The sequence below is a fragment of the Collinsella sp. CLA-ER-H3 genome (assembly GCF_040092425.1).
Taxonomy (GTDB): domain Bacteria; phylum Actinomycetota; class Coriobacteriia; order Coriobacteriales; family Coriobacteriaceae; genus Collinsella.
Window position 1 is genome coordinate 108293 of record NZ_JBBNLP010000009.1, and the last position, 23860, is coordinate 132152.

At 59.9% G+C, this 23860-nt stretch carries 21 protein-coding genes; all 21 read right to left on the bottom strand.

The features are described from left to right. Positions 1-3 precede the first annotated feature (3 nt). A complete protein-coding gene (pstC, locus tag AAAX32_RS08410) occupies positions 4-930 on the bottom strand; it encodes a phosphate ABC transporter permease subunit PstC (protein ID WP_349100515.1) in 927 nt (308 codons plus the stop codon). 1 nt (position 931) lies between these two features. Beyond that, a complete protein-coding gene (locus tag AAAX32_RS08415) occupies positions 932-1768 on the bottom strand; it encodes a phosphate ABC transporter substrate-binding protein (protein ID WP_349100516.1) in 837 nt (278 codons plus the stop codon). Then, positions 1765-2565, bottom strand: coding sequence for a polyphenol oxidase family protein (locus AAAX32_RS08420; protein WP_349100517.1), 801 nt, complete (start codon positions 2563-2565; stop codon positions 1765-1767). Before AAAX32_RS08420 ends, AAAX32_RS08415 begins: the two co-directional genes overlap by 4 nt. A gap of 210 nt (positions 2566-2775) precedes the next feature. Then, complete coding sequence (gene ftsZ / locus AAAX32_RS08425) at positions 2776-3930, bottom strand: cell division protein FtsZ (protein ID WP_055251674.1); 1155 nt, start codon at positions 3928-3930, stop codon at positions 2776-2778. A 199-nt stretch (positions 3931-4129) separates the two neighbouring features. Beyond that, the gene (locus AAAX32_RS08430; protein ID WP_349100518.1) at positions 4130-5125 is read right to left on the bottom strand and encodes an FtsQ-type POTRA domain-containing protein; all 996 of its coding nucleotides are present in this window, start codon (positions 5123-5125) and stop codon (positions 4130-4132) included. A 217-nt stretch (positions 5126-5342) separates the two neighbouring features. Beyond that, positions 5343-6254 carry a UDP-N-acetylmuramate dehydrogenase gene (gene murB, locus AAAX32_RS08435; RefSeq protein ID WP_006234257.1) on the bottom strand — a complete coding sequence of 304 codons (912 nt, stop codon included), beginning with the start codon at positions 6252-6254 and terminating at the stop codon, positions 5343-5345. A gap of 5 nt (positions 6255-6259) precedes the next feature. Beyond that, positions 6260-7678, bottom strand: coding sequence for a UDP-N-acetylmuramate--L-alanine ligase (murC, locus tag AAAX32_RS08440; RefSeq protein WP_349100519.1), 1419 nt, complete (start codon positions 7676-7678; stop codon positions 6260-6262). A gap of 97 nt (positions 7679-7775) precedes the next feature. Continuing rightward, positions 7776-8891: an undecaprenyldiphospho-muramoylpentapeptide beta-N-acetylglucosaminyltransferase gene (gene murG, locus AAAX32_RS08445; protein WP_349100521.1), complete on the bottom strand. Its 1116-nt coding sequence runs from the start codon at positions 8889-8891 to the stop codon at positions 7776-7778. Then, the gene (gene ftsW, locus AAAX32_RS08450) at positions 8881-10374 is read right to left on the bottom strand and encodes a putative lipid II flippase FtsW (protein ID WP_349100522.1); all 1494 of its coding nucleotides are present in this window, start codon (positions 10372-10374) and stop codon (positions 8881-8883) included. Before ftsW ends, murG begins: the two co-directional genes overlap by 11 nt. Positions 10375-10410: 36 nt before the next feature. Beyond that, positions 10411-11817 (bottom strand): UDP-N-acetylmuramoyl-L-alanine--D-glutamate ligase, encoded by a 1407-nt coding sequence (gene murD / locus AAAX32_RS08455; protein WP_117770003.1) that lies wholly within the window; start codon positions 11815-11817, stop codon positions 10411-10413. A 9-nt stretch (positions 11818-11826) separates the two neighbouring features. Continuing rightward, complete coding sequence (gene mraY, locus AAAX32_RS08460) at positions 11827-12846, bottom strand: phospho-N-acetylmuramoyl-pentapeptide-transferase (RefSeq protein WP_006234262.1); 1020 nt, start codon at positions 12844-12846, stop codon at positions 11827-11829. Positions 12847-12849: 3 nt separating this feature from the next. After that, positions 12850-14274, bottom strand: a complete 1425-nt coding sequence (gene murF, locus AAAX32_RS08465; protein WP_349100523.1) for a UDP-N-acetylmuramoyl-tripeptide--D-alanyl-D-alanine ligase — start codon at positions 14272-14274, stop codon at positions 12850-12852. A 126-nt stretch (positions 14275-14400) separates the two neighbouring features. After that, positions 14401-16023, bottom strand: a complete 1623-nt coding sequence (locus AAAX32_RS08470) for a penicillin-binding protein 2 (protein ID WP_195568167.1) — start codon at positions 16021-16023, stop codon at positions 14401-14403. A gap of 260 nt (positions 16024-16283) precedes the next feature. Continuing rightward, positions 16284-16754, bottom strand: coding sequence for a hypothetical protein (locus tag AAAX32_RS08475; RefSeq protein WP_022094483.1), 471 nt, complete (start codon positions 16752-16754; stop codon positions 16284-16286). 90 nt (positions 16755-16844) lie between these two features. Continuing rightward, positions 16845-17810, bottom strand: coding sequence for a 16S rRNA (cytosine(1402)-N(4))-methyltransferase RsmH (rsmH, locus tag AAAX32_RS08480; protein WP_006234266.1), 966 nt, complete (start codon positions 17808-17810; stop codon positions 16845-16847). Positions 17811-17830: 20 nt separating this feature from the next. Then, on the bottom strand, positions 17831-18265 hold the full coding sequence (locus AAAX32_RS08485) for a division/cell wall cluster transcriptional repressor MraZ (protein WP_006234269.1): 435 nt from the start codon (positions 18263-18265) through the stop codon (positions 17831-17833). A 462-nt stretch (positions 18266-18727) separates the two neighbouring features. Next, positions 18728-19669: a site-specific tyrosine recombinase XerD gene (xerD, locus tag AAAX32_RS08490; protein ID WP_217107758.1), complete on the bottom strand. Its 942-nt coding sequence runs from the start codon at positions 19667-19669 to the stop codon at positions 18728-18730. Positions 19670-19671: 2 nt separating this feature from the next. Continuing rightward, entirely contained in the window at positions 19672-21333 is a 1662-nt protein-coding gene (locus AAAX32_RS08495; protein WP_006234274.1) for a CTP synthase, read from the bottom strand. Positions 21334-21511: 178 nt separating this feature from the next. After that, positions 21512-21850, bottom strand: a complete 339-nt coding sequence (locus tag AAAX32_RS08500; RefSeq protein WP_349100524.1) for a hypothetical protein — start codon at positions 21848-21850, stop codon at positions 21512-21514. A 256-nt stretch (positions 21851-22106) separates the two neighbouring features. Next, complete coding sequence (locus AAAX32_RS08505) at positions 22107-23588, bottom strand: DUF1846 domain-containing protein (RefSeq protein WP_006234276.1); 1482 nt, start codon at positions 23586-23588, stop codon at positions 22107-22109. Positions 23589-23762: 174 nt separating this feature from the next. Beyond that, on the bottom strand, positions 23763-23860 hold a 98-nt coding region (locus tag AAAX32_RS08510; protein WP_349100292.1), incomplete at its 5' end, for an IS3 family transposase.

Below are 23860 nucleotides of genomic sequence, written 5' to 3' on the forward strand. Positions count from 1 at the left end.
AGCCTACCCCCTCTTCTTCTTGGAAATCAGACGGACGACGCCCACCAGCGTGGCGGAGATGATAAACAGGACCACGCCCATGCCGAACAGCGCCGAGCGGTGCAGACCCGAGGAATAGCTCATGTCGAGCGCGATCTGGCTCGTGAGCGTCGAGATGGGGCTCGCAATGCTGTCGGGAATAACCGGGGCGTTACCCACGACCATGAGCACGGCCATGGTCTCGCCGATGGCACGGCCCATACCCAGCACGATGGCATCCACGATACCCAGCTTGGCGGCAGGTAGCACGACCTTATAGATGGTCTGCCACTTGGTGGCGCCCATGGCATACGATGCCTCGCGAATGCCCATGGGAATGGAATTGAGGGCATCGATGGTGAGCGTAGTGATGGTAGGGACGATCATGATGGCAAGCACGAACCACGCCGTCAGCGCACCAAAACCAAGACCACCGGTCACCTGCGCGATAAACGGACGGATGATGATCATGCCAAAGAAGCCATAGATGATAGAAGGGATGCCGGCCAACAGGTCAACGGCAGGGCTGATGAGCTTGCGCACGCGCTTGCCGGCGATCTCGACCAGATACACGGCCGTGCCCACGCCTAGGGGCACACCCATGGCGAGTGCACCGACGGTCACCAGACCCGAGCCGGCAAGCAGCGACACGATGCCGTAGTGGCCCTCAGAGGGCGCCCACGTAAAGCTAAAGAAGTCCGCCAGACCAATGTCGGTAAAGACGGGCAGCGCCGAGTACGTGGTAAAGACAAAAATCAGGATGACGGTAACAACCGCCAAGAACGCGCAGGCAAAGAAGATCCACTGCAGCGCCTTCTCCTTGATATAGGTGCTGCGCGATACGAGCGCCAGCTCGCGCTTCTTGGGCGCCTGAGCATTCTGTTCAGTCTGGGAGTTTTCCTGTGCTTCCATGCTACTCACTCCCCTTCTCGTCGTTGGTGACGGGAATAAAGCCCGCCTCGCGAATCTGCTTGTCCATCTTTTCGGACGTCACGTAGTCGATGTAATCCTGCGCCCGCTGCGAAGGCGCACCCTTCACAAAGAAGTAAAGGTCGCGCGAGATGGGATAGCCGCCACTCGCGACCGTCTTCTCGGACGCCTCAACATGATTGACCGAGACGGCCTTGACCGAGGTCTTGGCGTTGAGGCTATCGACGAACCCCAGTGAAATGTAGCCGATAGCCCCGCGCGAACGAGATACCACGTCGCGCACCTGGCCCGTGCCCGAAAGAACGGCCGAGCGGCGATCGAACGGGGTGCCGTCCATCACGATGGTGCGGAAGGCCTCACGCGTGCCGGACGCCTCGTCTCGGTTGATGACCTGGATCTTCAGGTCCTCTCCGCCGACTTCCTTCCAGTTGGTGATCTTACCGGCGTAAATATCGCGGAGCTGCTCGGTCGAGAGGTTATCGACCGGGTTATCGTCGTTCACGATGACCGCGATACCGTCGTGGGCAATGACGATGGGAGTCAGGCCCAGATCCTGTTCGTCGGCATTGAGTCCACGGGAGGAGCTGGCGATATCGGCCGTGCCAGCGCTGACGGCTTCGATGCCAGCGGAAGAGCCCAAACCGGAAACGAGCACGTCGATGCCGGTCTCCTCCTTAAAGCCCTCTGCCGCAATCTCGGCGATAGGAAGGCAGGTCGTGGAGCCGGCGACAGTAATGGAAGAGGTAGAAGATCCCGAAGAACAGGCGCACAGCGTAAGCGTAAGCACAGCGGCGCTCAGGATCGATACGATCTTTCTCATAGCATCACGCCGATCGCAGCATGGCGCCCACAGGCGCCGTCCTCGTTACGGTAGGAATAAAAGCGGTCATTCTGACGCACAGTCGAAAGCTGGGTATCCACGATATTATCCGCGTCGACACCGACATCTACCAGCGCCTCGCAAATGGCAGCGGAAAGATCGAGCATGCGAGAGGTACTCGCATCGATGCAAGAGAACTCGGCGGCAAAGCGATCCATGAGCTCCTGGGATACTTCATATTCGTCACCCAAGATATGGGGGCCGATATAGGCGGAAACGTCGCTCGCATCGCAGCCGGCAGCATCGCAAAGCGCCTGGCACGCCTTGGCGGAAATACGTGCAATCGTACCCTTCCAACCGGAGTGCACCACGGCAAATCCGCCAGGGGCCACCAGCACCACGGGAACGCAGTCGGCAAAGCAGAGCAGCACGGGCACGTTATGCGCCGTACAGACGATGGCATCGCAGCCCTCGGCAATCTGCTCGCGGACGTCCTCAAGGTCATCGGCGCCGTTCGAGGTCACCGCAACGATATGGTCACCATGGACCTGATTGGGAACGAGCAGGTTGTGCTCGCACTCGGCGGCACCCATAGCCTCGAGCGCGCGACGACGATTTTCTTGAACAGCAAAGGGGTCATCGCCAACATGCGAGCCCAAGTTAAGCGAGGAGTACGCATCTTCGGAAACACCACCGGCGCGCTCGGTGAAGGCAAAGCGGACATCGGATGTCGCGCCCTCCACCAACGTAACTCCATCATGGTCGACACGCGAAACCCTGTCCGCACGTGCTGCCATACTAAAGCCTCCTAATAACACAAGTACCGCGGCGTCGCCGCGCAGTCCGCGTTTATACGGCTGTCATACTTCCTTAAAAGGATACCCGCAGCGGTAGGGACCAAACGTAAAGGGAACGTAAGGAGATTGGAGGCTTTCGTTTACAAACGAGAAACAAAACGGGGTGCATCCAAATGGACACACCCCGTGCAGGTCGTTGAGAAAAACGAACTAGAAGCTGCCGCGCTTCAGGAAGTCGGGAAGCTCGAACTGGTCGTTGCCAAAGTTGGGCAGCTCGGTACCACCGACGTTGCGGGTCGGAGCGGCCTGAGCCGGGCTGGCAGCCGGAGCGGTGCGCTGCGGCTCAGCGGAGGCAGCGGCCTTGCTCTGAGACTGCTGAGCAGCAAAGAGCTCGTCCTGACGGTTGACGTTGGAATCGGAGAAGCCCGTAGCGATGACGGTGATACGCACCTGATCGCCCAGGGACTCGTCGACAACGGTACCGAAGATGATGTTCGCCTCGGGGTCGACGGCGTTGGCGACAACGTCGGCGGCGTCGCTGATCTCCTGGATGCCCAGGTCCTTGGAACCGGCGATGGAGAGCAGAACGCGCGTGGCACCATCGATGGAGCTCTCGAGCAGCGGGCTGGAGATGGCCTGCTGGGCAGCGTCGACGGCACGAGTATCCCCAGAAGAGGTACCGATACCCATCATGGCGGTACCGGCCTGCTTCATGATGGTCTTAACATCGGCGAAGTCCAGGTTGATGATACCGGGGACGGTGATGAGGTCGGTGATGCCCTGGGTGCCCTGGGAAAGGACGCCATCGGCAATCGCGAAGGCCTCGAGCATGGTGGTCTTCTTCTCGGCGATGTCGAGCAGCTTATCGTTGGGGATGACGATCATGGTGTCAACGCAATCGGAGAGGGTCTTAATACCCTCCTCGGCGCTCTTCTTGCGCTTGCGGCCCTCGAAGGTGAAGGGCTTGGTCACGACGGCGACGGTCAGTGCGCCGACCTCGTTCATCGCGATATCGGCAACGATGGGAGCAGCGCCGGTACCGGTGCCACCGCCCTCGCCGCAGGTGATGAACACCATGTCGGCGCCAGCAAGCGCCTCGGCAATGTCGTCGCGGGACTCATCGGCAGCCTTGCGGCCAACCTCGGGGTTGGCGCCGGCGCCCAGACCGCGGGTAAGGTCGGTGCCGATGTGCACCTTGATATCGGCATCAGAGATCGCGAGTGCCTGAGCATCGGTGTTGATGGCAACAAACTCGACGCCGCGGATGCCCTCTTCGATCATTCGATTGACCGCGTTGGTACCGCCGCCGCCGACGCCGACCACCTTAATGACGGCAAGGTAGTTGTTGATCTCTGTCTCGTGCATGTCGGTCCTCCGAACAAAGGTTATAGCCATAGCATGGGTCGACCCCTGCGCACATTAACCTTCAGGTTGAAAGTAAATGCAAAGGTAAACCGTATTATGGTTGCACATTATGAACGTATCAGTCAAATAATTGACCGTGAAAACCAAACAAACCAGATAAACGGCGTGGTATGGCCCCTCAACAAAGCATCAACCAGCGCTACGAGGTCGGAGCATTCCTAAATGTGTAGTTGCCCGGAGAGCGCACATTGATATACGTTACGCCCTCTACCTGCGAAAGCAACTTGGTGACTACGCGTTCCTTCTTGGCGATATCGTCCGAATCACCCAGCGACACCTCAATGCCGTTATTGAGGTTTGCCGAGATGGCTTCGACCGAAGGCGTGGAAATATCCTTGACTTGTCCCAAGAACTCGCTCGAAAAACCACGCACATAATCCAAGCCGGCCTTAACGGCCTTGGAGCTCACCGCCTGGCCGGAAACCGGAGCGACATCCGCCGAGACATCAGTCAACAACACCGCGCCATAGTGCTTAGCGAGCGCCAGCGCAGCATCAATGCCGGTCAGGGTATCTGAGCCCTGCCCTGTCGTGATGACGTTGCCCTGGTCGTCCACTTCGACCGACGTCGACAGCGGGGCGATCCAGGTGTCATCATCCCCGATGGCCCAGGCAAGGTCATCGGAGCTGATATAGGCAATTGCGATGACCTTGCGCTCCATAGGCGTAATGATGAGCGTATGCGGGAACTGACGCTGGACATCCACGCCCGAGACCCACGGGTTCTGCTTGAGGTCCTCGGTAATCTGGTCGGGATCGACGTTAAAAAGCGACGTTCCCTCGGGCAAATCGATCAGCTGGATAGCATCGTGCTTCGTCACATGCTCGCTGCCTTGAATCTGAATATCAGTGGCGGTAAACAATCCAGAGTTGATCACCACGATGGCAACGACGACGAGCACGGCCAAGACGGCCAGAACGCCGCCCACGATTTTGCCTTTGCCTGCAACGACAGAAGCGGCGTCTGATGTTTTATTTGCCATCGCCCCAAGTGAAGACAACAGGTTGACGCCTTTTTTACCCGAAGGCTTCTTGGCGGTAGCCGACACCGATGTCAGCGAGCGCGGTTTCGATGCGCCCAGCGTGCGACCCGGACGCGCCGCTTTAGTTCCCGTCGAGGGCTTGGGAGTTGCCATGGGACGGGCAGGCTTGGCGCCCATAACAGGCTTTGACGTCACCGAGGGACGCGAGGACTTTTTTGCGGCCGGACGATTACCGAGCTGCGAGCCGACGACCGGACGACTGGTCTGTCGAGCATGCCCGACAGACTTAGAGTGCGCGACGGTATTGCGTTGAGGTTTGGCAGGCGCGCCGGAACGCCCTCCGGCGCGGCGGAAGGTGGGTTTCGATGCTCTAGAAGCCGAGGAATTTAACTTCCGGTCTGAGCTCGATGCCATACGCCTCCCTCACCTTTCCGTGCACATGTCTGATAACCGCGGCAACGTCATCGGCCGAGGCAGTTCCGTTATTAACGATAAAATTAGCGTGAACGGGCGAAACTTCCGCGCCGCCAATCGAAAAACCCTTTAATCCACAATCCTCGATAAGCTTGCCCACACTCGCATCAGGCGGGTTGCGAAAGACCGACCCGCAGGATGCGCGACCCATGGGCTGTGTACGCTTGCGCCTCGTCAGGTACCGCTCCATGCGCTCGCGAATGTCGGCCTTGGGCGCCGGTTTAAGCTTGAGCACACACTCGAGGATGATCTCATTGCGGGGAAGGCTACATTCGCGGTAGCCCCAAGTGATCTCGGACCCCGCATAATGCTTGATACCGGATGCCGGGTCAAACGTTACGACATCCTCAACCAGCGAGCCAATCCACTCGGTCCGTGTGCCGGCATTCATAGATATCGCACCGCCGACCGAACCAGGGATGCCAACGGCAAACTCAAGGCCCGAGAGGCTACGCGACAGGGCATCGTTGACCAGGCGCGCAAACATCACGCCCGCACCGACCGTCAGCGTACAACCGTCATCGGCAACAACCGTGCGCTGAAACTCACGTCCGAGCGAAATGACGGCGCCGCGATAACCGCCATCGGCAACCAGCAGATTGGAGCCCTTGCCGATGATGACCCACGGCACCTGCTCGCGATCGAGCACCGCCACGGCGCGGCGGAGGGCATGATAGCTATGGCACGTCACAAAGAGGTCGGCCTTGCCGCCGATACGATAGCTCGTATGACGCGCAAGGCGCTCGTCCTCGATCACATCCGTGTCGATCATGCCCGAGAGCGCCATGACGGCGTTAAACAGACCCATTAGACTTAAGCGTCTTTCTTGGCAGTCAGATACTCAATGAACTCGGGACCGACGGTCGTAACGTCACCGGCACCCATAGTGAGCAGCAGGTCGCCCTCGCCCACCATCTGCTCGAGCTCCTGATTGAGCTCAAGACGGCTGGAGCAGTACACGACCTCCTTGCCAGGATGCTTGGCGCGCACGGTATCGGCGAGCATCTTGGAGGTGACACCCGGAATGGGCATCTCGCCAGCCGAGAACACATCAATCAGCAGCAGTTTATCGGCATTGGCAAATGCATCGGCAAAGTCGTCGCACAGGGCCTGCAGGCGCGAATAGCGGTGCGGCTGGAACACGACGTCGACATGCTTGTAGCCCAGCGACGAAGCGGCAGCAAGCGTCGCCTTGATCTCGGTGGGGTGATGGCCGTAATCATCGACCACGGTGATGCCATCGATATCGCCCACGTGGGTAAAGCGACGGCGGACGCCCTCAAAGCTCGAGAGCGCCTTGGCGGCGGCGTCGATGTCAAGGCCCAGGACATGGGCGACGGTAAGCACCGCCGTGGCGTTGAGCATGTTGTGGCGACCGGGATTGCTCTTGATCTCCACAGCATGCTCAGTGCCGTCCTCAAAGCGAACGATAAAGTCACTCTGGATGCCCTTAACATCCGGGTGCATGCAGACGATGTCGTTGCTCTCGGCAAAGCCGTAGGAAAGCACGTGACGGCCCGTCGACTTGGCGAGCTCGACCAGATGCGGGTCCTCACCGCAGACGATGACGGTGCCGTCCTCGCCCACCAGGCTCATGAATTTGGCGAAAGTTGCCTCGATCTCCTCGATACCCGAGTAGTGATCGAGGTGGTCGGCCTCGACGTTGGTCACAATGACTACGTTGGGGTTCAGGAACAGGAAGGAGCTGTCGGACTCGTCGGCCTCGGCGACAAAGTAGTCGCCCGAGCCGTTCTTGCCGTTCGTGTCATAGCCCTCGACGATGCCGCCGATCAAGAAGCTCGGATCCAGACCCATGCGGTCGAGCATGGTGGCGCACATCGAAGACGTGGTGGTCTTGCCATGCGTGCCGGCAACAGCGACAGTGGTGTAGCCGTGGCCCAAAGCAGAGAGCATCTTGGCACGGGGCCACACGGGAATACCAAGCTCGCGAGCGCGCACGAGTTCAGGGTTGGACTCCGGAATAGCGGTGGAGACAACTACCACGTCGGGCTTGACCTCGTCGATCGTGGCGGCCTCATGGCCCACATGCACCTTCACACCCGCGCGCGTAAGCTGGCGGATATAACGTGACGTCTTAAGGTCGGAGCCGGTAACGGCATAACCGCGATCGTGCAGAACGAGGGCGATGCCGCTCATGCCGGCGCCGCCGATACCGATAAAGTGGGCGCTCTTAAACTCGGGCGCGGAGGTTGCAGTCTGGGAATCAGCCATGTGCTCGTGTACTCCTTGCGTAAACACTGCCTGTAACCCGTTAACTGTACCGCACCTACCGCATCAGCGCGAGGGCGACCGGCGATATCCCGTCTAACTAACGCAAACCCTCTACCGCATCGGCCAGAAGAGCGGCAGCCCTATCCTGAGCCAGACCACGCGCCGCCTGACGCATGGCCTCGCGCGCCACCGCATCATCGACCAGGTGCAGCAGCTCATCGGCAAAGGCAGGACCGTCGATATCGGCATCGGCGCAGAGCACGCCGGCCCCGGCGTCGACCAGATACCGGGCATTGGTGGTTTGGTGGTCGGCCGTCGCATGCGGATACGGCACGAGCACCGAGGGTACGGCGAGCGCAGCGATCTCGGCCACGCTCGATGCGCCCGAACGCGAGAGCGCCAAATCGGCAGCAGCCAGCATATCGCCCATGTTGTCGATGTAAGGCTGGACGCGGTAACGCTTCGCCTCCTCGGGCGTCAGCGCCAAAGCGCGCTCGGTCTCCTCAAAGCCGTCGGCACCCGTCGAATGCAACACATAGAGGTTCTTGCGCGAAAGCAGCTCGTTTTTGAGCGAAACCACGCGCTCATTGAGGTGCTGGGCGCCAAGTGAACCGCCAAAGACGAGCAGCAGCGTAGCGTCCTCGGGAACGCCAAGTGCCTTGCGGCCGCGAGCGCGATCGCCCTCGATTACCGAGCGACGTACGGGGTTGCCTGTCATGAGCACGTGGTCAGGGTCACCTTCGCGCTCAAAGACCGAACGCGCTGCCGGCACCGAGATGCACACGCGGGCGGCGTGGGAGTTCATCATCTTGTTGGCCAGTCCCGGAACAGAGTTCTGCTCATGCAGCAGATACGGAACGCCTGCGCCCTTGCACCACCCCAGCAGCGGAACCTCGACATAGGCACCAAAACCGATGGCGGCATCGGGCTTGCCGACCTTTGAGAAATGACTGGCGAGAGCACGCTTGGCCTTGTTGACACGCCACAGCGAGGTCAGCGCCGTCCAAGGACGGGAGCGGTCGAAGCCCGTGACCGTAATGGGCACAAAATCAAACCCAGCCTCGGGGACCAGACGACCCTCGAGCTTTCGCGACTGGCCCACGAACACAACATGGTGGCCACGGTCACGCAGCTCTTCGGCCAAGGCGAGCGCGGGGTTGATGTGTCCTGCCGTGCCGCCGGCTGCAATAGCAACGGTCATTTTATCGGTCATGGTAGTCCCTTCGTACACGCGGTCCCTGGTCGTCGGTGCGCAGACGCGCCGACGGGTCCGAGTTCAAATCGATTCGATTATATCCGCCGCCCGCATTGCGAGGAGTGGGGCGCTGAGGACGACCTTGCGGCGCCGTTCGCTGACGCGGGCGGGCTGCCGGCTCGGTCGCAGAGCCATCCAGGACGGTAAAACCGTTACGCGAAGATCGCTCGCCGCGCACGTGGGGCACGCCGGCGGTGCTCTCGTCCATAACGGCAAAGCTCTCACGGCGGCGGTCATACTCATCGCGGCGGGCGCTCTCGTACGAAACGCGCAGGATCAACCCGGCAAGCATAAGCGACACAATAATCGACGAACCGCCGTAGCTAATAAACGGCAACGGTTTGCCCGTCATGGGAAACACGTTGAGGATGCCCAGCGCGTTAATCAAAAACTGCACTGCGAGAATGACCGCGGAGCCAGACGCCATGAGCGCGCCCCGACGATCGGTCGCCTGCTCGGCAATGCGAAACGCCGAGTAGATCAGCATCGCAAACACCAAGAAGAACAGCACGGTTCCGACAAAGCCGACTTCCTCGCCAATGATAGCCAGAATGTAGTCATTGTGCGCCTCGGGCAGATACGAGTACTTCATGGTTGAGTTGCCGATGCCACGGCCGAACAGACCGCCCGAGGCAAAGGCCATGATGGCAAGCGTGGCCTGATAGCCGTCACCATACTCGTCGGCCCAAGGGTTCAAGGCAACCTGAATACGCACCATACGGTACGGCTCTGCGACAAGCGCAATCGCGATCACGAGAATGCCGAAGATTAGCACGCCGATGATAAATCTGGGGTCGAGACCCGCAAACAACGCCATGCACATGAGGGTCAACAGGATGATCAGGACAGTACCGAAATCGGGCTGGATAAAGATCAGAAAGAGCGAAATGCCCAGGTAGATGCCCATCTTGCGAAGGAATTCGTTGATGTTGCCACCGGGCGAAAAGAAGCGATCGAGCATGATGGCCGAATACGCAATGGCAAATGGCTTTAAAAACTCGGAAGGCTGGAACTGAATGCCGGCGATGTTGAGCCAGCGCGTGGCGCCACGGCTGCCGCTGCCCACCAAGAACACCAGAAACAGTAGCCCTATCATGCCTATGAGGAAGATCCTGAGCACGTCTTCCCCAAACCAACTGTCCGGCAAGATGCGCACGATGGCAACCATAGCCAGCACGCCAACTCCGGCAAACGCGGCTTGTCGAAACAGAAAAAACGTCGCCGAGCCATTCTCGTGCAGCGCCTCGACCGAAGACGCCGAGTACACCATCAGCAGGCCAAAGCACACCAAGGTAAACAGGCAGGCCATGAATATCAAACGGGGGCGCATGATACGGGCGGGAACGCCGGCAATATAGCGTTCGCTAAACGTCTGCCCGCCGCGACCGGAACGCGGTGTGCTGCGCCGCGAGGAAGCACGGTCCGAGTCGGGCCTCCTCATACCTTGTCGGGGGCTCTCCTCTCTCACCGGCAACCCCTATTCCATTTGCGATTTCGCCGCAGCGGCAAGCTGGGCCACATAGTCCTTAAACACGCGGCCGCGCTCCTCATAGCCCGAGAACTCATCGAACGAAGAGCAGGCAGGAGAAAGTAAGATCACGTCGCCACGGCTCGACAGCGAACGGGCGACGTCCACGGCATCGCGCAGGTCATCCGCCTGGGCGATATCCACGTCACCATCGACATCGGCCTCGTCCATAGCGGCGGTAAAGCGCTCGCGCGCATCGCCAAAGCAAACGACCGAGCGCACGTTGTCCATAACGACGCGGGCAAAGTCCGCAAGCGGCGTACCCTTATCGTGGCCGCCGAGCAGCAAAATCACATCGTCGTCGGGAAACGCCGTCAGGGCCTTTTCGACTGCATCGGTGTTCGTTGCCTTGGAATCGTTGACGTAGCGCACGCCATCGATCTCGCCACAGGGCTCAACGCGGTGCTCCAGCGGCTGGAACGATGCCAAACCACGGCAAATGCCCTCGGGATCGGCACCGACGGCCAAAGCAGCCGTGGCAGCACATAGGGCATTGATGACATTGTGATGGCCCGAGATCTTGAGCTCGGATGTAGCGATGAGCGGGGTCTCGACACCCTTCAGACGCACGATCATCTTGCCGTCGCGCACAAAGGCGGCGTCTGCACCCTCGGGCTCGTCAAAAGCGACCTTGCAGATGCGGCGGCCCGGCATGTAGATGTACTCATCGAACTCATGGATGCCGGCATCCTCAACGTCGATAACCACGAGGTCGTCGTCGACCATATTCTCGAACAACTTGATCTTGGCAAGCGCATAGTTCTTGTGGCTCTTGTGCCAGCCCAGGTGGTCGGGCGTGATGTTGAGCAGCACCGCCACGCGAGGATGAAGCTCGGCGGTCGTAGCAATCTGATAACTCGACAGCTCGGCCACAAACCACTCATTATGTGCGCGGCCGTCGATCTCGTTCACCGGCGGCTCACCGATATTGCCGACGGCCACGCTGGCTTCACCGGCGGCCTTGAGCAGATAATCAGTCAGCGACGTGGTAGTTGTCTTGCCGTTGGTGCCCGTGATGGCAATCCAATTTTGGGGAGACAAGCGATAGGCAAACTCGGGCTCGCCCATAATCTGAGCGGCATGCTCACGCCCCGCCTTAAAGAAGGACGAGAACTCCGAAATACCCGGGCATGTCACGCACACGTCATAGGCGCCCTCGACCTGTTCGGCCCCATAGACAAACGACGCACCAGCAGCCTCGAGCGCACGCGTGGCGTCATTGGGCTCAGAGGTGCCGCCGCCATACACGGTAACGGCGCTTACGCGCTCGGGATGTGCCAGCGCCCAGCGGGCGACATCGAGACCGGATTTGCCCTGACCCAAAACGAGCAGGCTAAAGACATCAGCAAGAGGCATGAAAGACCACTATCCCAACTGGAAGAACAGAGCAAGGCCAACGGCACCAAAGGCAGCAGCGATAATCCAAAAACGGATGACGACCTTGGTCTCGGCCCAGCCCTTCTTTTCGAAATGATGATGAATGGGCGCCATAAGGAAGACGCGCTTGTGCGTAAAGTGGAAGTAGACAACCTGAATCATGACCGACAGGGTCTCAACGATAAACAGGCCGCCGATGATGAGGGAGACGACCTCGGTGTTGGTCATGATGGACGTGCAGGCAAACGCGGCGCCCAGGGCAAGCGAGCCGGTATCGCCCATAAAGATGCTCGCCGGATAGCAGTTGAACCACAGAAAGCCCAAGCAGGCACCGGCACACGCGGTGCAGAAGATGGACAGGTTCACGTCTCCGTGCAAAAACGCCATGGCAGCCATGGCGAGCATGGCAATCATGGAGGTGCCGCCAGCAAGACCGTCAAGGCCATCGGTCAGGTTCACGGCATTAGAAAGACCGGCGATCATCAGCCAGCAAAAGACAATGTAGAGCCACGGGAACGAAAGGCCGCAGATGGTGGTCGAAAGCACGCCAAGGTCAATCGTCAGGCCGCCGGGAAAACGAATCTCGGGGGCGACGCCGCACCAGTTAACGGCAAGTACCGTAAAGGTGACACAGATAATGGTTAGGCCGATCATCTTGGCATGAGGCGTCAGACCGAGCGAGCGCCCATGCGTAACGGAGGTCAGGTCGTCGATCAGGCCCAGCACGCCGGTCGCCAGCGTGGCGAGCAGCACGAGCACGAGCTCGGTGGTGAGCTTGCCCATCAGCAGGCAGGTCAGCGAAATCGCGACGAGAATGACAACGCCACCCATGGTGGGCGTTCCCTGCTTAACCAAATGACGCTTGGGGCCGTCGGCACGAACCTGCTGGCCGATACCCTCGACCTTAAGTAGCTTGATCCACCACGGCATGAGCAGCAGCGCAATGGCAGCGGCGATGCCAAGCCCCAAAAAAGCCTGATACGTTGGATACGAGGGATTGCCGAACATGGGCTAGCACACACCTTCCACAAAGCGGTCGAGCTCAACAAAGCGGGAACCCTTGACCAGTACAACATCATGTTTTTCAAGCGCGCCGCCCATGCGGTCGAGCACCTGCTGATAATCGGAGAACACCTGGATGCGGTCCTCGTCCATGCCCATCATGCGCGCGGCATCGGCCATAAGCTGGGCCAGCTCACCACCCACGCACGCCAGCATGTCGAGCTTCTTGGCGGCGGCATAGGCGCCCACGAGCTCATGCATGCGAGGAGCCTCATCGCCCATCTCGCCCATCTCGCCCAGGATCGCCATGCGAGACCCCGTGCACGAAAGCGAGCACAGCAGATCGAGACCAGCAGCCATGGATTCGGCGCTGGCGTTATAGGAATCGTCGATGACGCGGGCACCGCTCTTGGCGCGCTTGATCTCCTGGCGGTGCCCGGTGATCGTGAGGCCCCTAAAGGCAGCATCGATCTGCTCGGGCGTCACGCCCAGGCGATAGGCAACTGCGGCGGCCTTAACGGCATTTGGGACGGACTGCACGCCGGGGATGGCAAGCATGGTATCGGTCGTCTCACCCTGGCCAAAATCGAGCGTAAAGACCGGACGGCCCTCGTCATCAACACGAATGTCGCGGGCACGGACCTCATCATCGTCCGAGACGCCGGCCAGCATCACATCGATACCAGCAGGCTGGGCGAACGTATCGCGAATGAACGGCGTAAAGTCGTCCTCACCGCCCAAAACCAGCAGCGGCAAGAAGTCGCCGGCGGCGCACATACCCTGGACAATCTCGGCCTTAGCGCGGGCGATGTTCTCGCGGCTGCCCAAAATGCCGATGTGAGAGGTACCAATCTTGCTCACGATGGCAAGGTTGGGATTGGCGGACTGGGTCAGGCGCTCAATCTCGTGGAAATGGTTCATGCCCATCTCGAGCACCAGGACCTCGGTATCGGCCGGAGCGGAAAGCACCGTGAGCGGCATGCCGATCAGGTTATTGAAATTGCCCTTGGTGGCCCAGACACGATAGCGCTTGGCGAGCACGGCGGCGAGCACGTCCTTGATCGTCGTCTTGCCGATGGAACCGGTAATACCAACGACCAGGCAGCCAAGCTCCAGGCGATACGTGTGCGCCAAACGCAGCAGAAACTCCTCGGGATCATCGGTCAGCAGGATGGCGCACCCCTTGTCCTGCGCCAGCGAGACCAGCTCGGCCTCGGGCTCACGCGTCATCACGACGGCGCCGGCACCCGACTGGACGGCACGGGAAGCAAAATCATTGCCGTCGACGTTTTCACCGGGAAAGGCGACGAAAATCGTCCCTTCCTCGACCTGGCGCGAGTCGATAACGCACCCGCGGCATACCCGATCGGCTTCTCCCGTCACGGTTCGGGCCCCTGTTGCGGCCGCGAGGTTGTTGACGGCGATCTCTATCATTGCAGCTCCCCTGTAAACCTAATAATGCTATCGGCGTATTGTATCCCAGCGCCGCCCATGCGTGGTGCAGGGCATGTGAACACCCTCATATGGGACAACAAACCACGCCCCAAAGATTGTAACCCCCTACTTCGTGTGCGGGATACCCAGCACGTCGAGCGCGTTGGCCATAATGGACTGGAACGGCACCGCAGCGGCATCTGAGCCGCTCGGCGTTCCGTCGAGCGTGATATAGCACAGCACCTTGGGCGATTGTGCCGGTGCAAAGCCCATAAAGGACGACATGTAGTTCTCCTTGAGGTAGCCGCCGTTCTCGTCGGCACGTTCGGCCGTACCGGTCTTACCCGCCACGTCATAGCCGTCAACCGCGCCGCCAACGCCCGTTCCCTCGGACACGACCGTCTGCATGCACGATGTCACCTGGGATGCGGCGTCCTCCGAAATCGCGCGCTCGCCTTCGCCCCAGTCCTTCTCGTCGCCCTTGCTGGACTTATAGAAGTGCGGTGTCATCATCACGCCGCCGTTGGCGATGCCGCCCACGGCACGTGCGATCTCAATCGGCGAGACAGACAGTGCCTGTCCAAAGCTCATCGAGCCCAGCGTGGCGCCGTCATACTGGTCACGCTCCTTGACGATACCCAGGCTCTCTCCCGGAAAATCGACACCCGAGCTGTGACCGATGCCCCACTTGTCCACATAGGCGGCAAAGTCGTCGGCACCGATCTTGCGCCCCACTAGGACAAAGCCCACGTTGGACGAACGGCGCATCATCTCGCGCACATCCATGGTCATGGCATAGTCGCGCTTGTCGGCATCGGTGACGGTATCGTCGCCCACCTTGATGCTCGCCGGCACCTCAAACGACGTACTCGATCGCACGACGCCCAAGTCGAAGCCGGCGCCCGCCACGAGCGTCTTAAAGACCGAGCCGGGCTCGTAGGCGTCGGTGACCAGGCGCAGATTCATATCCTCGGTCTTGGCATTCTCCAGATCGGTCTGGTCGTAGGTCGGGTACGAGCAGGCTGCCAAAATCTCGCCTGTCGTAGGATCGGTGACCAGCGCCGAGCCGTTCTTGGCCTTAGTCTTCTCAACTGCCTCTGCCAGGGCATCCTCGGCCGCACGCTGGATATTGACGTCGAGCGTCGTCACGATATCAACGCCGTCGACCGCAGCCACCTTTTTATAGGCACCGCCCGCGATATAGCTGCCGTCCCTCGCGCGCTCGCGTACGAGAGAACCGTTCGTGCCGGTCAGAAGCTTGTTGTATTGCTTTTCGAGACCCGTCAAGCCGTCGTTGTCTACATTCACTACACCCAGCACCTGCGATGCCAGATTGCCGTATGGATATACGCGCTTCATGGCCTGCTCAAAAAGCACGCCGGGCAGATTCTTCTTCTCCAGCGCCGCAGCATCGTCTTCGTCCACCTGGCGCTTGATATACACCCAGGTGCCATCGGACTCGACGAGCTTGCGGCAGGTCTTTTTATCGATTCCAGTTGCCTTGACCAGCGCCGACACCGTCTTGTCGACATCCTCGACAAGCTGCGGGTTCACGGCGATGTTGCGACATTCGACCGACGACGCCAGCACGTTGCCGTTGCGGTCGTAGATGGTGCCACGTTTGGCATAGAGGGTCTGCGCAAGCAGGCGGCGCGCATCGGCACGCTCGCGCAGTTTATCGGCTTCGACAATTTGATAGTCGGCAAGACGAAAGACGCCCAAGCCCAAGCCAAACCCAATGAAACCCATGACGGCTTTGCGGCGAGGCAGAGGCGTGCCTGTGAGCCATTCGGTCGACGAACTCTTGCGCGACCTGGTGTTATGCACTTGAGGGCCGCCCGAGCCGCGAAGTCGCGACGCCGGGTCGTTGCCACGGGACCGCCCGGCGTTGTAAGATTGCCGACCCGTTCCTTGATAACCAGAACGTCCCCGCGACGAGGGACGTCCAGAACCGCGGCCCCCATCGGAACCGCGGCGATAGTCATTTGTCATACTCAGCTACCGTCTTGCTACTGAGCGGTCGCGGTCGCGTTGGCGCCCGCGGCTGCATCCTGCGAAAAGTCAAGTGTAACGCTCTCGCTGGGCTCCACCATGCCATAAGCGCCCGCAAGGTCGCGAATGCGCGTGTCGGCGCCATAGACCGAATGCATGACCTCCAGGTCGGAGCTCTCATCGGTCGCCTTTTCGAGCGTGTTGGTAAGCTCGGCGTTGCTGTTGAGCACCTGGGCCGTAACGCCGGCGAGCGCCACGCGGGCGACGCCGATCGTCATGAAGATAGCCGCAATGATGCAAAACGTTTTAAGAACGCTCATGAAAACCGGGCTTACCGCCTGGTTTGCCTGACGGCCCGCGCCCGTGTAGACATCAAAGCGCGGCGTGCGCTGCTCACGGGGAGCAACGGGAGCCTGCGGCGTCTCACGATAGGCGGGCATGGCGTTCATATCATAGGCGAGTGCTGCGCTTGAAGTGTTGTAGCCCATGATATGCCGCCTCCCATCCCGAGTACGTTGGTAGTGTGTTTAAGCTTCGTTTATGGTGCGAGCGGGAGGTCCAATATCGCGCGGTCGCGCCTACAGACGCTGCGCCACGCGGATTTTGGCTGATCTCGCCCGAGGGTTGCGCTCAACCTCATCAGGCTGGGCAACCAAGGGTTTGCGGGTGATGACCTTGAGTATCGGCACGTTGCCGCACACGCACACCGGAATCTCCGGCGGGCACGTGCACCCCTGGCTCATCTCCTTAAAGTGGTTCTTTACGATACGGTCCTCGAGCGAGTGATACGAGATGACGCAGATACGTCCGCCCGGGTTGAGCCACCTGGTGGCGGCATCAAGCCCTCGTTCGAGCACATCGAGCTCGTGATTGACCTCGATGCGAATGGCCTGGAAACTTTTCTTGGCCGGGTGTCCGCCATGCCGACGAGCGGCAGCCGGGATACCCGCCTTGATGATCTCGACAAATTGGCCGGTGGTTTCGATCGGTTCTTGCTCGCGGCGGCGCACGATCTCGCGCGCAATCTGCGAGGCGAACTTCTCTTCTCCGTAGACGCGTAGAATCCGGGCGAGGTCGTGTTCGTTATAGGTGTTGATGACCTCAGCTGCGTTTAAGGTGTTATTACCCGGATCCATCCGCATGTCCAATGGGGCGTCCTCGTTATACGAAAAGCCCCTACCAGGGATATCGAGTTGCGGTGACGAAACGCCCAAATCGAACAGGAAGCCATCGACCCCGGGCACCTCGGCCGAGCAAAGCAGCTCGTCCAAGTCGCCGAAGTTGCCCTTCAGCAGCTGGTGCGGAACGCCGGGAACCTCGCGGTCCAGACGGGCGCCAGCGGCCTCGAGGGCCATGTCGTCCTGATCGACGCCGAGCAAAAGGCCCGTCTCCCCCACCTGCGCGGCCATCTTTACCGAATGGCCGGCACCGCCAAGGGTGCAATCGCAGACAACGGAGCCGCTCTTTAGCCGCAGCGACTCAAGCACTTCGCCGAGCATGACAGGTTCATGCCGATATTCTTGTGTCAAGATCCCACGCTCCATCCGTTACCCGTGCCTTGCCCTCACGAGAAGAAGAGGTCCAGCAGGGCCTCATCGTCATCGTCCTCATCGGCCGCGGCGCGATCCCAAACCTCAAGGTGGTCGTAGTTGCCCACAACCGTGACCTCGCGGTCGAGGTTCGCCTGCTTGCGGAGAGACTCGGAAAGACCGATACGACCGGCACTGTCCACATCCATCGACGTGGTGCGCTTGTTGATCGCCCTCATGAGCTTCTGGTCATTAATGTCACGCGGGTTAAAACCCTCGTGGCCCTCACGACCCGCGAAGAGTCCTTCGACCCACTTATCGAAGGCCTCGGCAGAGAACACGTACAGAGCATCGACATCCAGGGCTTTGAACACGCGAACGTGCTCTCCAAGCTCCTCGCGAAGAGGTGCAGGCAGGGACAGACGACCTTTTGCATCGAGATTGCGCTCGTATGCACCAGTCATTCCCATGTGCGCCCTCCCCTCGGTTACTCAGATGGCACGTACGCGGGGAACCACCCCGCCTGTCGACGTCATTAATAATATGGGGAACCGCCCCATTTTTCAACACCTTTCCCCACCCCTTCCCCCACCCCGCCCCACTACTCCACCCACCATATATTGCAAAACACCCCCAAGCATATGTTCGAAAACACAATATGTTGTGTTTACAGCAACAGCGGGATGCCACCTGTAGAACCACGCCCGCGAACCTCAACCTTCAAGTTGACCTTGAGGCGATTTTTACGTCCCTTTACACGCCGTTCACATCGCCCCCAAACTCCCCCGCCCACGGTACACACGGCCCACCACCGCGTCGGTGTCTGGCGAAAAATGGGACGGGCCCCAGATTGCCCATGCGCGCAAAAGTGCGTCTCGGCAATCTGGGGCCCGTCCCATTTAATATTTATAAATATGCAGGTCAGCGAGGTGCTAGCGATGTGCTAGCGGATGCGCCGCCAGATAGACCTCGGTCAGTTGCGTTCGGTCGACATGCGTGTAGACCTGCGTGGTCGATATATCGGCATGTCCCAAGATCTCCTGTAGCACACGGAGGTCTGCGCCGCCCGCAAGCATATGGGTGGCAAAGGAGTGACGCAGCGTGTGGGGATGGAGTCCCACCAGCCCCACCTGACGCCCATACCGCTCGCATATCGCATGCACGGCCTGGCGCGACAGGCGACGTCCGTTCTTATTTAAAAAGACCGCCGAGGTCTCGGTTCCGCGGGCATGGGCCGCCAAGCGAGAACGCCCCTCAGTTACATAGAGCGTCAGAGCTCGCGCCGCGCTTCCCACCAGCGGGGACAGGCGTTCCTTTGAGCCCTTACCGCGAACGAGTACAAAGCCATCGTCGATATGGATATCGCCCATATCGAGCCCAACCAGCTCACTCACACGCAAACCGCATCCGTAGAGCACTTCCAAGATGGCATGGTCGCGCAGTCCCATCTCGCCCTCGGGGAAGTCTTGATCGAGCAGCGCCGAGACATCCTCCACCGATAGATACTCCGGCAAACGCTCAGCCTTTTTAGGCAGGCGCAACGCCGCCGTCGGGTTTTGGGCCACGGCCCCATCGCGCACCAAAAAGGCATGCAGGCCCTTCACGGCAGCAAGCGCGCGCTCCACCGAGGCGTCGGAATAGCCTCCGTCGCGGCGATCGGCGACAAAGCCCTCCACGACCTGACGGGTCACCTCTTCAAAAGACACAATACCCGCCCGCTCCAGATAGGCGCAGTACGTCGTCAGGTCACGACGATAGGCCACAATCGTGTTGCGCGCCAAGCCCCGCTCGACCGCGAGATAATCGAGATACTCCCCCGCCGCCACGGCGAGCGACGAGGGAGTAGCTTCGGTATGTTCCTTATTCGCCGGCACCCTTAGTCCGTAGCGAGGTTCATGGGCGTCACCTGCAGACGGTCGACGCCCTCGTGCTGGCCGATCGAGGCGCGCACGAACTCGCGGAACAGCGGCTGCGGGTTGGTCGGGCGGCTCTTGAACTCGGGATGAGCCTGGGTTGCCACATACCACGGATGCACGTCGCGCGGCAGCTCGACCATCTCGACCAAGCGCTCGTCAGGCGACAGACCCGAGATAACCAAACCGGCGTCCTCGAGCTGGTCACGGAAGGCGTTGTTGAACTCAAAGCGGTGACGGTGACGCTCGTAGACGAGTTCCTCGCCATATGCCTCGCGAGCAAGAGTATCGGCGGCGAGCTTGCACGGATAGGCGCCCAGGCGCATGGTGCCGCCCTTCTCGGTCACGTCCTCCTGCGAGCTCATCAGATCGATGACACTATACGGGCCATCCGGATCGAACTCAGAGGAGCTGGCGCCGGCAAGGCCAACGACATTGCGGGCGAACTCGCACACGGCGACCTGCATACCCAGGCAAATGCCCAGATACGGAATCTTGTGCTCACGGGCAAACTCGGCCGCGAGGATCTTACCCTCCAGGGCGCGCTTGCCAAAGCCGCCGGGGACCAGGATGCCCGAGGCGTCGCCCAGAACCTCGGAGACATTCTGCTCGTCAAGACTCTCGCCGTCGACCAGCTGGACGTCCACATGGCGATCGTAGAAGACGCCCGCATGGTGCAGGGCCTCGATAACCGACAGGTACGCATCGGGCAGCTGCGTATACTTACCCACGACGGCGATCTTCACCTTGTCGGCGTGATGGTTGGCGTGATTCTGTTTGCGCAGGAACTCGTTCCACTCGCTCATGTCGCGCTCACGCGGATCCAGACCCAGGCGCTCGCAAATGCGCAGGTCAAAGTCCTGCTCGGCAAGCAGCTGCGGAACATCGTAAATGCTCGCGCAGTCCTCGTTGGTAAAGACGCAATCGGTGTCGACGTCGCAGAAGCTTGCGATCTTTCCGCGGATAGCGTCATCGATATGGTGGTCGGAGCGCAGCACGATGATATCGGGCTGGATGCCAAAGCTGCGGAGCTCCTTGACGGAATGCTGCGTGGGCTTGGTCTTAACCTCGTGGGCGGCGGCGATATAGGGAACGAGCGACACGTGGATGTAGCAGACGTTCTCGGGGCCGGCCTCCTTACGGTACTGGCGGATGGCCTCGACAAACGGCTGCGACTCGATGTCGCCGATCGTGCCGCCCAGCTCGGTGATGACTACATCGGAGCCGGTCTGCTCCTCGATGCGGCGGAACTTGTCCTTAATGGCATTGGTGACGTGAGGAATCACCTGCACGGTACCGCCCAAAAAGTCGCCGCGACGCTCGCGGGCGATTAGGCTTTTGTAGATGGCACCGGTCGTAAAGTTGGAATCGCGGGTCAGGTTCTCATCAATAAAGCGCTCGTAATGACCCAGGTCCAGGTCGGACTCGTAACCGTCCTCGGTAACGAAGACCTCACCATGCTGGAAGGGGCTCATGGTACCGGGGTCGACGTTCAGATACGGGTCGGCCTTCTGCATCGTTACTTTGTAGCCACGCGACTTGAGCAGACGGCCCAGCGAGGCCGCGGTGATACCCTTGCCCAGGGACGAAACCACGCCACCGGTTACGAACACATGCTTGGTCATATTGAGTTACCTGCGCTTCCCGTAGAAGTTGTTTATCCACATCTTACGGGTCTTCATTGTAATACTCGCACCGCGAACCGTTCGCAATTTTTCTCGCGTGCGATTGCATTTCTCAATCTTGAAACAAAACGCCGCCCGGTTTCCCAGGCGGCGTCGCTATGGCAAGGATTACATGATGCTATCGATCAGTAACCTCGTCTTCGAGCATTTCTTGAACGAGCATGCCGGTACGGACGCCCTCAAGATACCACTTGCCACGTTCGGTGAGGCAAATGCCATTTGCAAGCTGACCGCCGTCGTCGCTATAACGCGAGACGACATCAATCATGCCTTCGGAATCCAAGCGATCGATTGCGGCGCGGGCACGATACGGCGAAACCCCCACGCGCTCGGCAAGCGTTTTGCGCGAGAAACCATACGGCCCGCCATTGTCTTCGGTTTGCTGGTCGATCTCCATCAACACCAGCACCTCGACACGCTTCATATCGTTGACACTCGCACGGCCCTTGCCCGCCATAGCAGCCTCCTCAAACCGAGCACGAGCATCTAACGCGCCGTGCGCGACCGACACACCTCACGATGGCAGGTAATATCCATCATGCGGCATCCCGCTAAGGATGAAACAGTTACGGTTATTGTATACCGCTCAAATTGTTTCTAGGCAGGTAAACGGCTATTTTTCGCCGAAATAGGCGCTTTATTGATCAAAAAGCCGTACCGGGCGCTAACCCGATACGGCCAAAATGCAATGCAATTACCGCGGTGCTTCAAACTTAGCGATGGAAGAAACCGCGGCGCTCGAACTTGGGCTCGCAGCACACGTTGATACCCAGTTTGCGCAGTACCGTCTCGTCCGTCGGCGAGATGATCACGCTAAAGAAGGCATCGCAACCGCGCAGCTGCTCCAGGCCCGAAAGGACGCGAGCGGCCGTCTCACTCGTGGCCGAGGTGATCGACAACGCCATAAGCGTCTCGTCGGTGTGGAGGCGCGGGTTTTTGCTGCCCAGGAAATGCGTCTTGAGCTTGCTGATGGGCTCGATCGCCTCATCGCTAATGACCTCGAGCTCAAGGTCGACGCCCGAGACATGCTTGAGGGCGTTCATAATGAGCGAACTTGCGGCGCCCAGGCGCGTAGAGGTCTTACCGGTCACCACGGAACCATCGGGCATGACCATGGCACCCACGGGACCGCCCGTGAGCTGCTCCCTGGTGAGGGCCGCCGAGCGCGCCGGCGAGTAGTTCTTATCGATGCCGGCTTTCTTCATAATAATCTTGAGACGGTCGACTTGCTCATCGCCCACGCCGGTACGGCGCACATTTTCGACCGCGGTAAAGTAGCGGCGGACGATCTCCATCTTGGAAGCGTCGCGGCAGGCATCGTCATCGGTGATGGCAAAGCCGACCATATTGACGCCCATGTCCGTAGGGCTCTGGTAGGGGCTCTTGCCCAGGATCTTTTCCATCAGGGCACGGACTACCGGGAAGGCCTCGACGTCGCGGTTGTAGTTGACCGTGGTCTTGTTGTAGGCCTCAAGGTGGAACGAGTCGATGATGTTGGCATCGTCGAGGTCTGCCGTGGCGGCCTCGTAGGCAATGTTGACCGGATGCGTAAGGGGCAGATTCCAAACCGGGAAGGTCTCAAACTTGGCATAGCCGGCGGCGGTACCGTGCTTATGCTCGTGATACAGCTGCGAGAGGCAAGTGGCGAGCTTGCCCGAACCGGGGCCGGGTGCCGTCACGACGACGAGCGGACGGGTGGTCTCGACAAACTCGTTCTTGCCATAGCCGTCGTCGGACACGATCAGATCGACATCGTGCGGATACCCCTCGATGGGATAGTGCAGCTTGGCGGGAATACCGAGTGCGTTCAGGCGGTTGCGGAACACATCGGCAGCAGGCTGGCCGGCGTACTGGGTGATGACCACAGCCGCGACGGCAAAGCCGTTGCCGCGGAACAAGTCAACCAGGCGCAGCACATCCTCGTCATAGGTAATACCGAGGTCACCACGAGCCTTGTTTTTCTCGATGTGGTTCGCGTTGATTGCGATGATAACCTCGACATCGTCGGCGATGCTCTTGAGCATGCGGAACTTGCTGTCCGGTTCAAAACCCGGTAGCACGCGGCTCGCATGATAGTCATCGAACAGCTTACCGCCAAACTCCAAATAGAGCTTGCCACCAAACTGCGAGATGCGCTCCTTAATGTGAGCAGCCTGCAGCTCGATATACTTCGCGTTGTCGAAACCCTGGCGCATATATGGCTCCCGTCCCGTTTCCATTTAATGTTCTAGGCGATTATAACGGAGCCCGCCCTCCCCGATACCCAGACCATCAACAGGCACCAACCAAACACGCCATCGATAAGTTGCGGTGAAATAGTTCCCGTTTAACCCCTCAAGAGGGGGTGCGGACGATTTCTTGGACCGCGCCTAGGCGTATCCAAGCTTCCTGCGGTACTCCATCGGGCTCAGCCACCCGAGGGACTTCTTGATCCGCTCCTCACGATAGTACACGAGGTAGGCCTCGA

Excerpts from the sequence above, each read along its gene's own strand:
- AAAX32_RS08500 (WP_349100524.1), bottom strand. The coding sequence starts at position 21,850 with ATGGCGGGCAAGGGCCGTGCGAGTGTCAACGATATGAAGCGTGTCGAG.
- pstC (WP_349100515.1), bottom strand. The coding sequence starts at position 930 with ATGGAAGCACAGGAAAACTCCCAGACTGAACAGAATGCTCAGGCGCCC.
- murD (WP_117770003.1), bottom strand. The coding sequence starts at position 11,817 with ATGCCTCTTGCTGATGTCTTTAGCCTGCTCGTTTTGGGTCAGGGCAAA.
- AAAX32_RS08495 (WP_006234274.1), bottom strand. The coding sequence starts at position 21,333 with ATGACCAAGCATGTGTTCGTAACCGGTGGCGTGGTTTCGTCCCTGGGC.
- AAAX32_RS08415 (WP_349100516.1), bottom strand. The coding sequence starts at position 1,768 with ATGAGAAAGATCGTATCGATCCTGAGCGCCGCTGTGCTTACGCTTACG.
- AAAX32_RS08505 (WP_006234276.1), bottom strand. The coding sequence starts at position 23,588 with ATGCGCCAGGGTTTCGACAACGCGAAGTATATCGAGCTGCAGGCTGCT.
- ftsW (WP_349100522.1), bottom strand. The coding sequence starts at position 10,374 with ATGAGGAGGCCCGACTCGGACCGTGCTTCCTCGCGGCGCAGCACACCG.
- murF (WP_349100523.1), bottom strand. The coding sequence starts at position 14,274 with ATGATAGAGATCGCCGTCAACAACCTCGCGGCCGCAACAGGGGCCCGA.
- mraY (WP_006234262.1), bottom strand. The coding sequence starts at position 12,846 with ATGTTCGGCAATCCCTCGTATCCAACGTATCAGGCTTTTTTGGGGCTT.
- AAAX32_RS08485 (WP_006234269.1), bottom strand. The coding sequence starts at position 18,265 with ATGGGAATGACTGGTGCATACGAGCGCAATCTCGATGCAAAAGGTCGT.
- rsmH (WP_006234266.1), bottom strand. The coding sequence starts at position 17,810 with ATGGAGCGTGGGATCTTGACACAAGAATATCGGCATGAACCTGTCATG.
- murC (WP_349100519.1), bottom strand. The coding sequence starts at position 7,678 with ATGGCTGATTCCCAGACTGCAACCTCCGCGCCCGAGTTTAAGAGCGCC.
- murG (WP_349100521.1), bottom strand. The coding sequence starts at position 8,891 with ATGACCGATAAAATGACCGTTGCTATTGCAGCCGGCGGCACGGCAGGA.
- murB (WP_006234257.1), bottom strand. The coding sequence starts at position 6,254 with ATGGGTCTGTTTAACGCCGTCATGGCGCTCTCGGGCATGATCGACACG.
- AAAX32_RS08475 (WP_022094483.1), bottom strand. The coding sequence starts at position 16,754 with ATGGGCTACAACACTTCAAGCGCAGCACTCGCCTATGATATGAACGCC.
- AAAX32_RS08470 (WP_195568167.1), bottom strand. The coding sequence starts at position 16,023 with ATGGGTTTCATTGGGTTTGGCTTGGGCTTGGGCGTCTTTCGTCTTGCC.
- ftsZ (WP_055251674.1), bottom strand. The coding sequence starts at position 3,930 with ATGCACGAGACAGAGATCAACAACTACCTTGCCGTCATTAAGGTGGTC.
- AAAX32_RS08420 (WP_349100517.1), bottom strand. The coding sequence starts at position 2,565 with ATGGCAGCACGTGCGGACAGGGTTTCGCGTGTCGACCATGATGGAGTT.
- AAAX32_RS08430 (WP_349100518.1), bottom strand. The coding sequence starts at position 5,125 with ATGGCAACTCCCAAGCCCTCGACGGGAACTAAAGCGGCGCGTCCGGGT.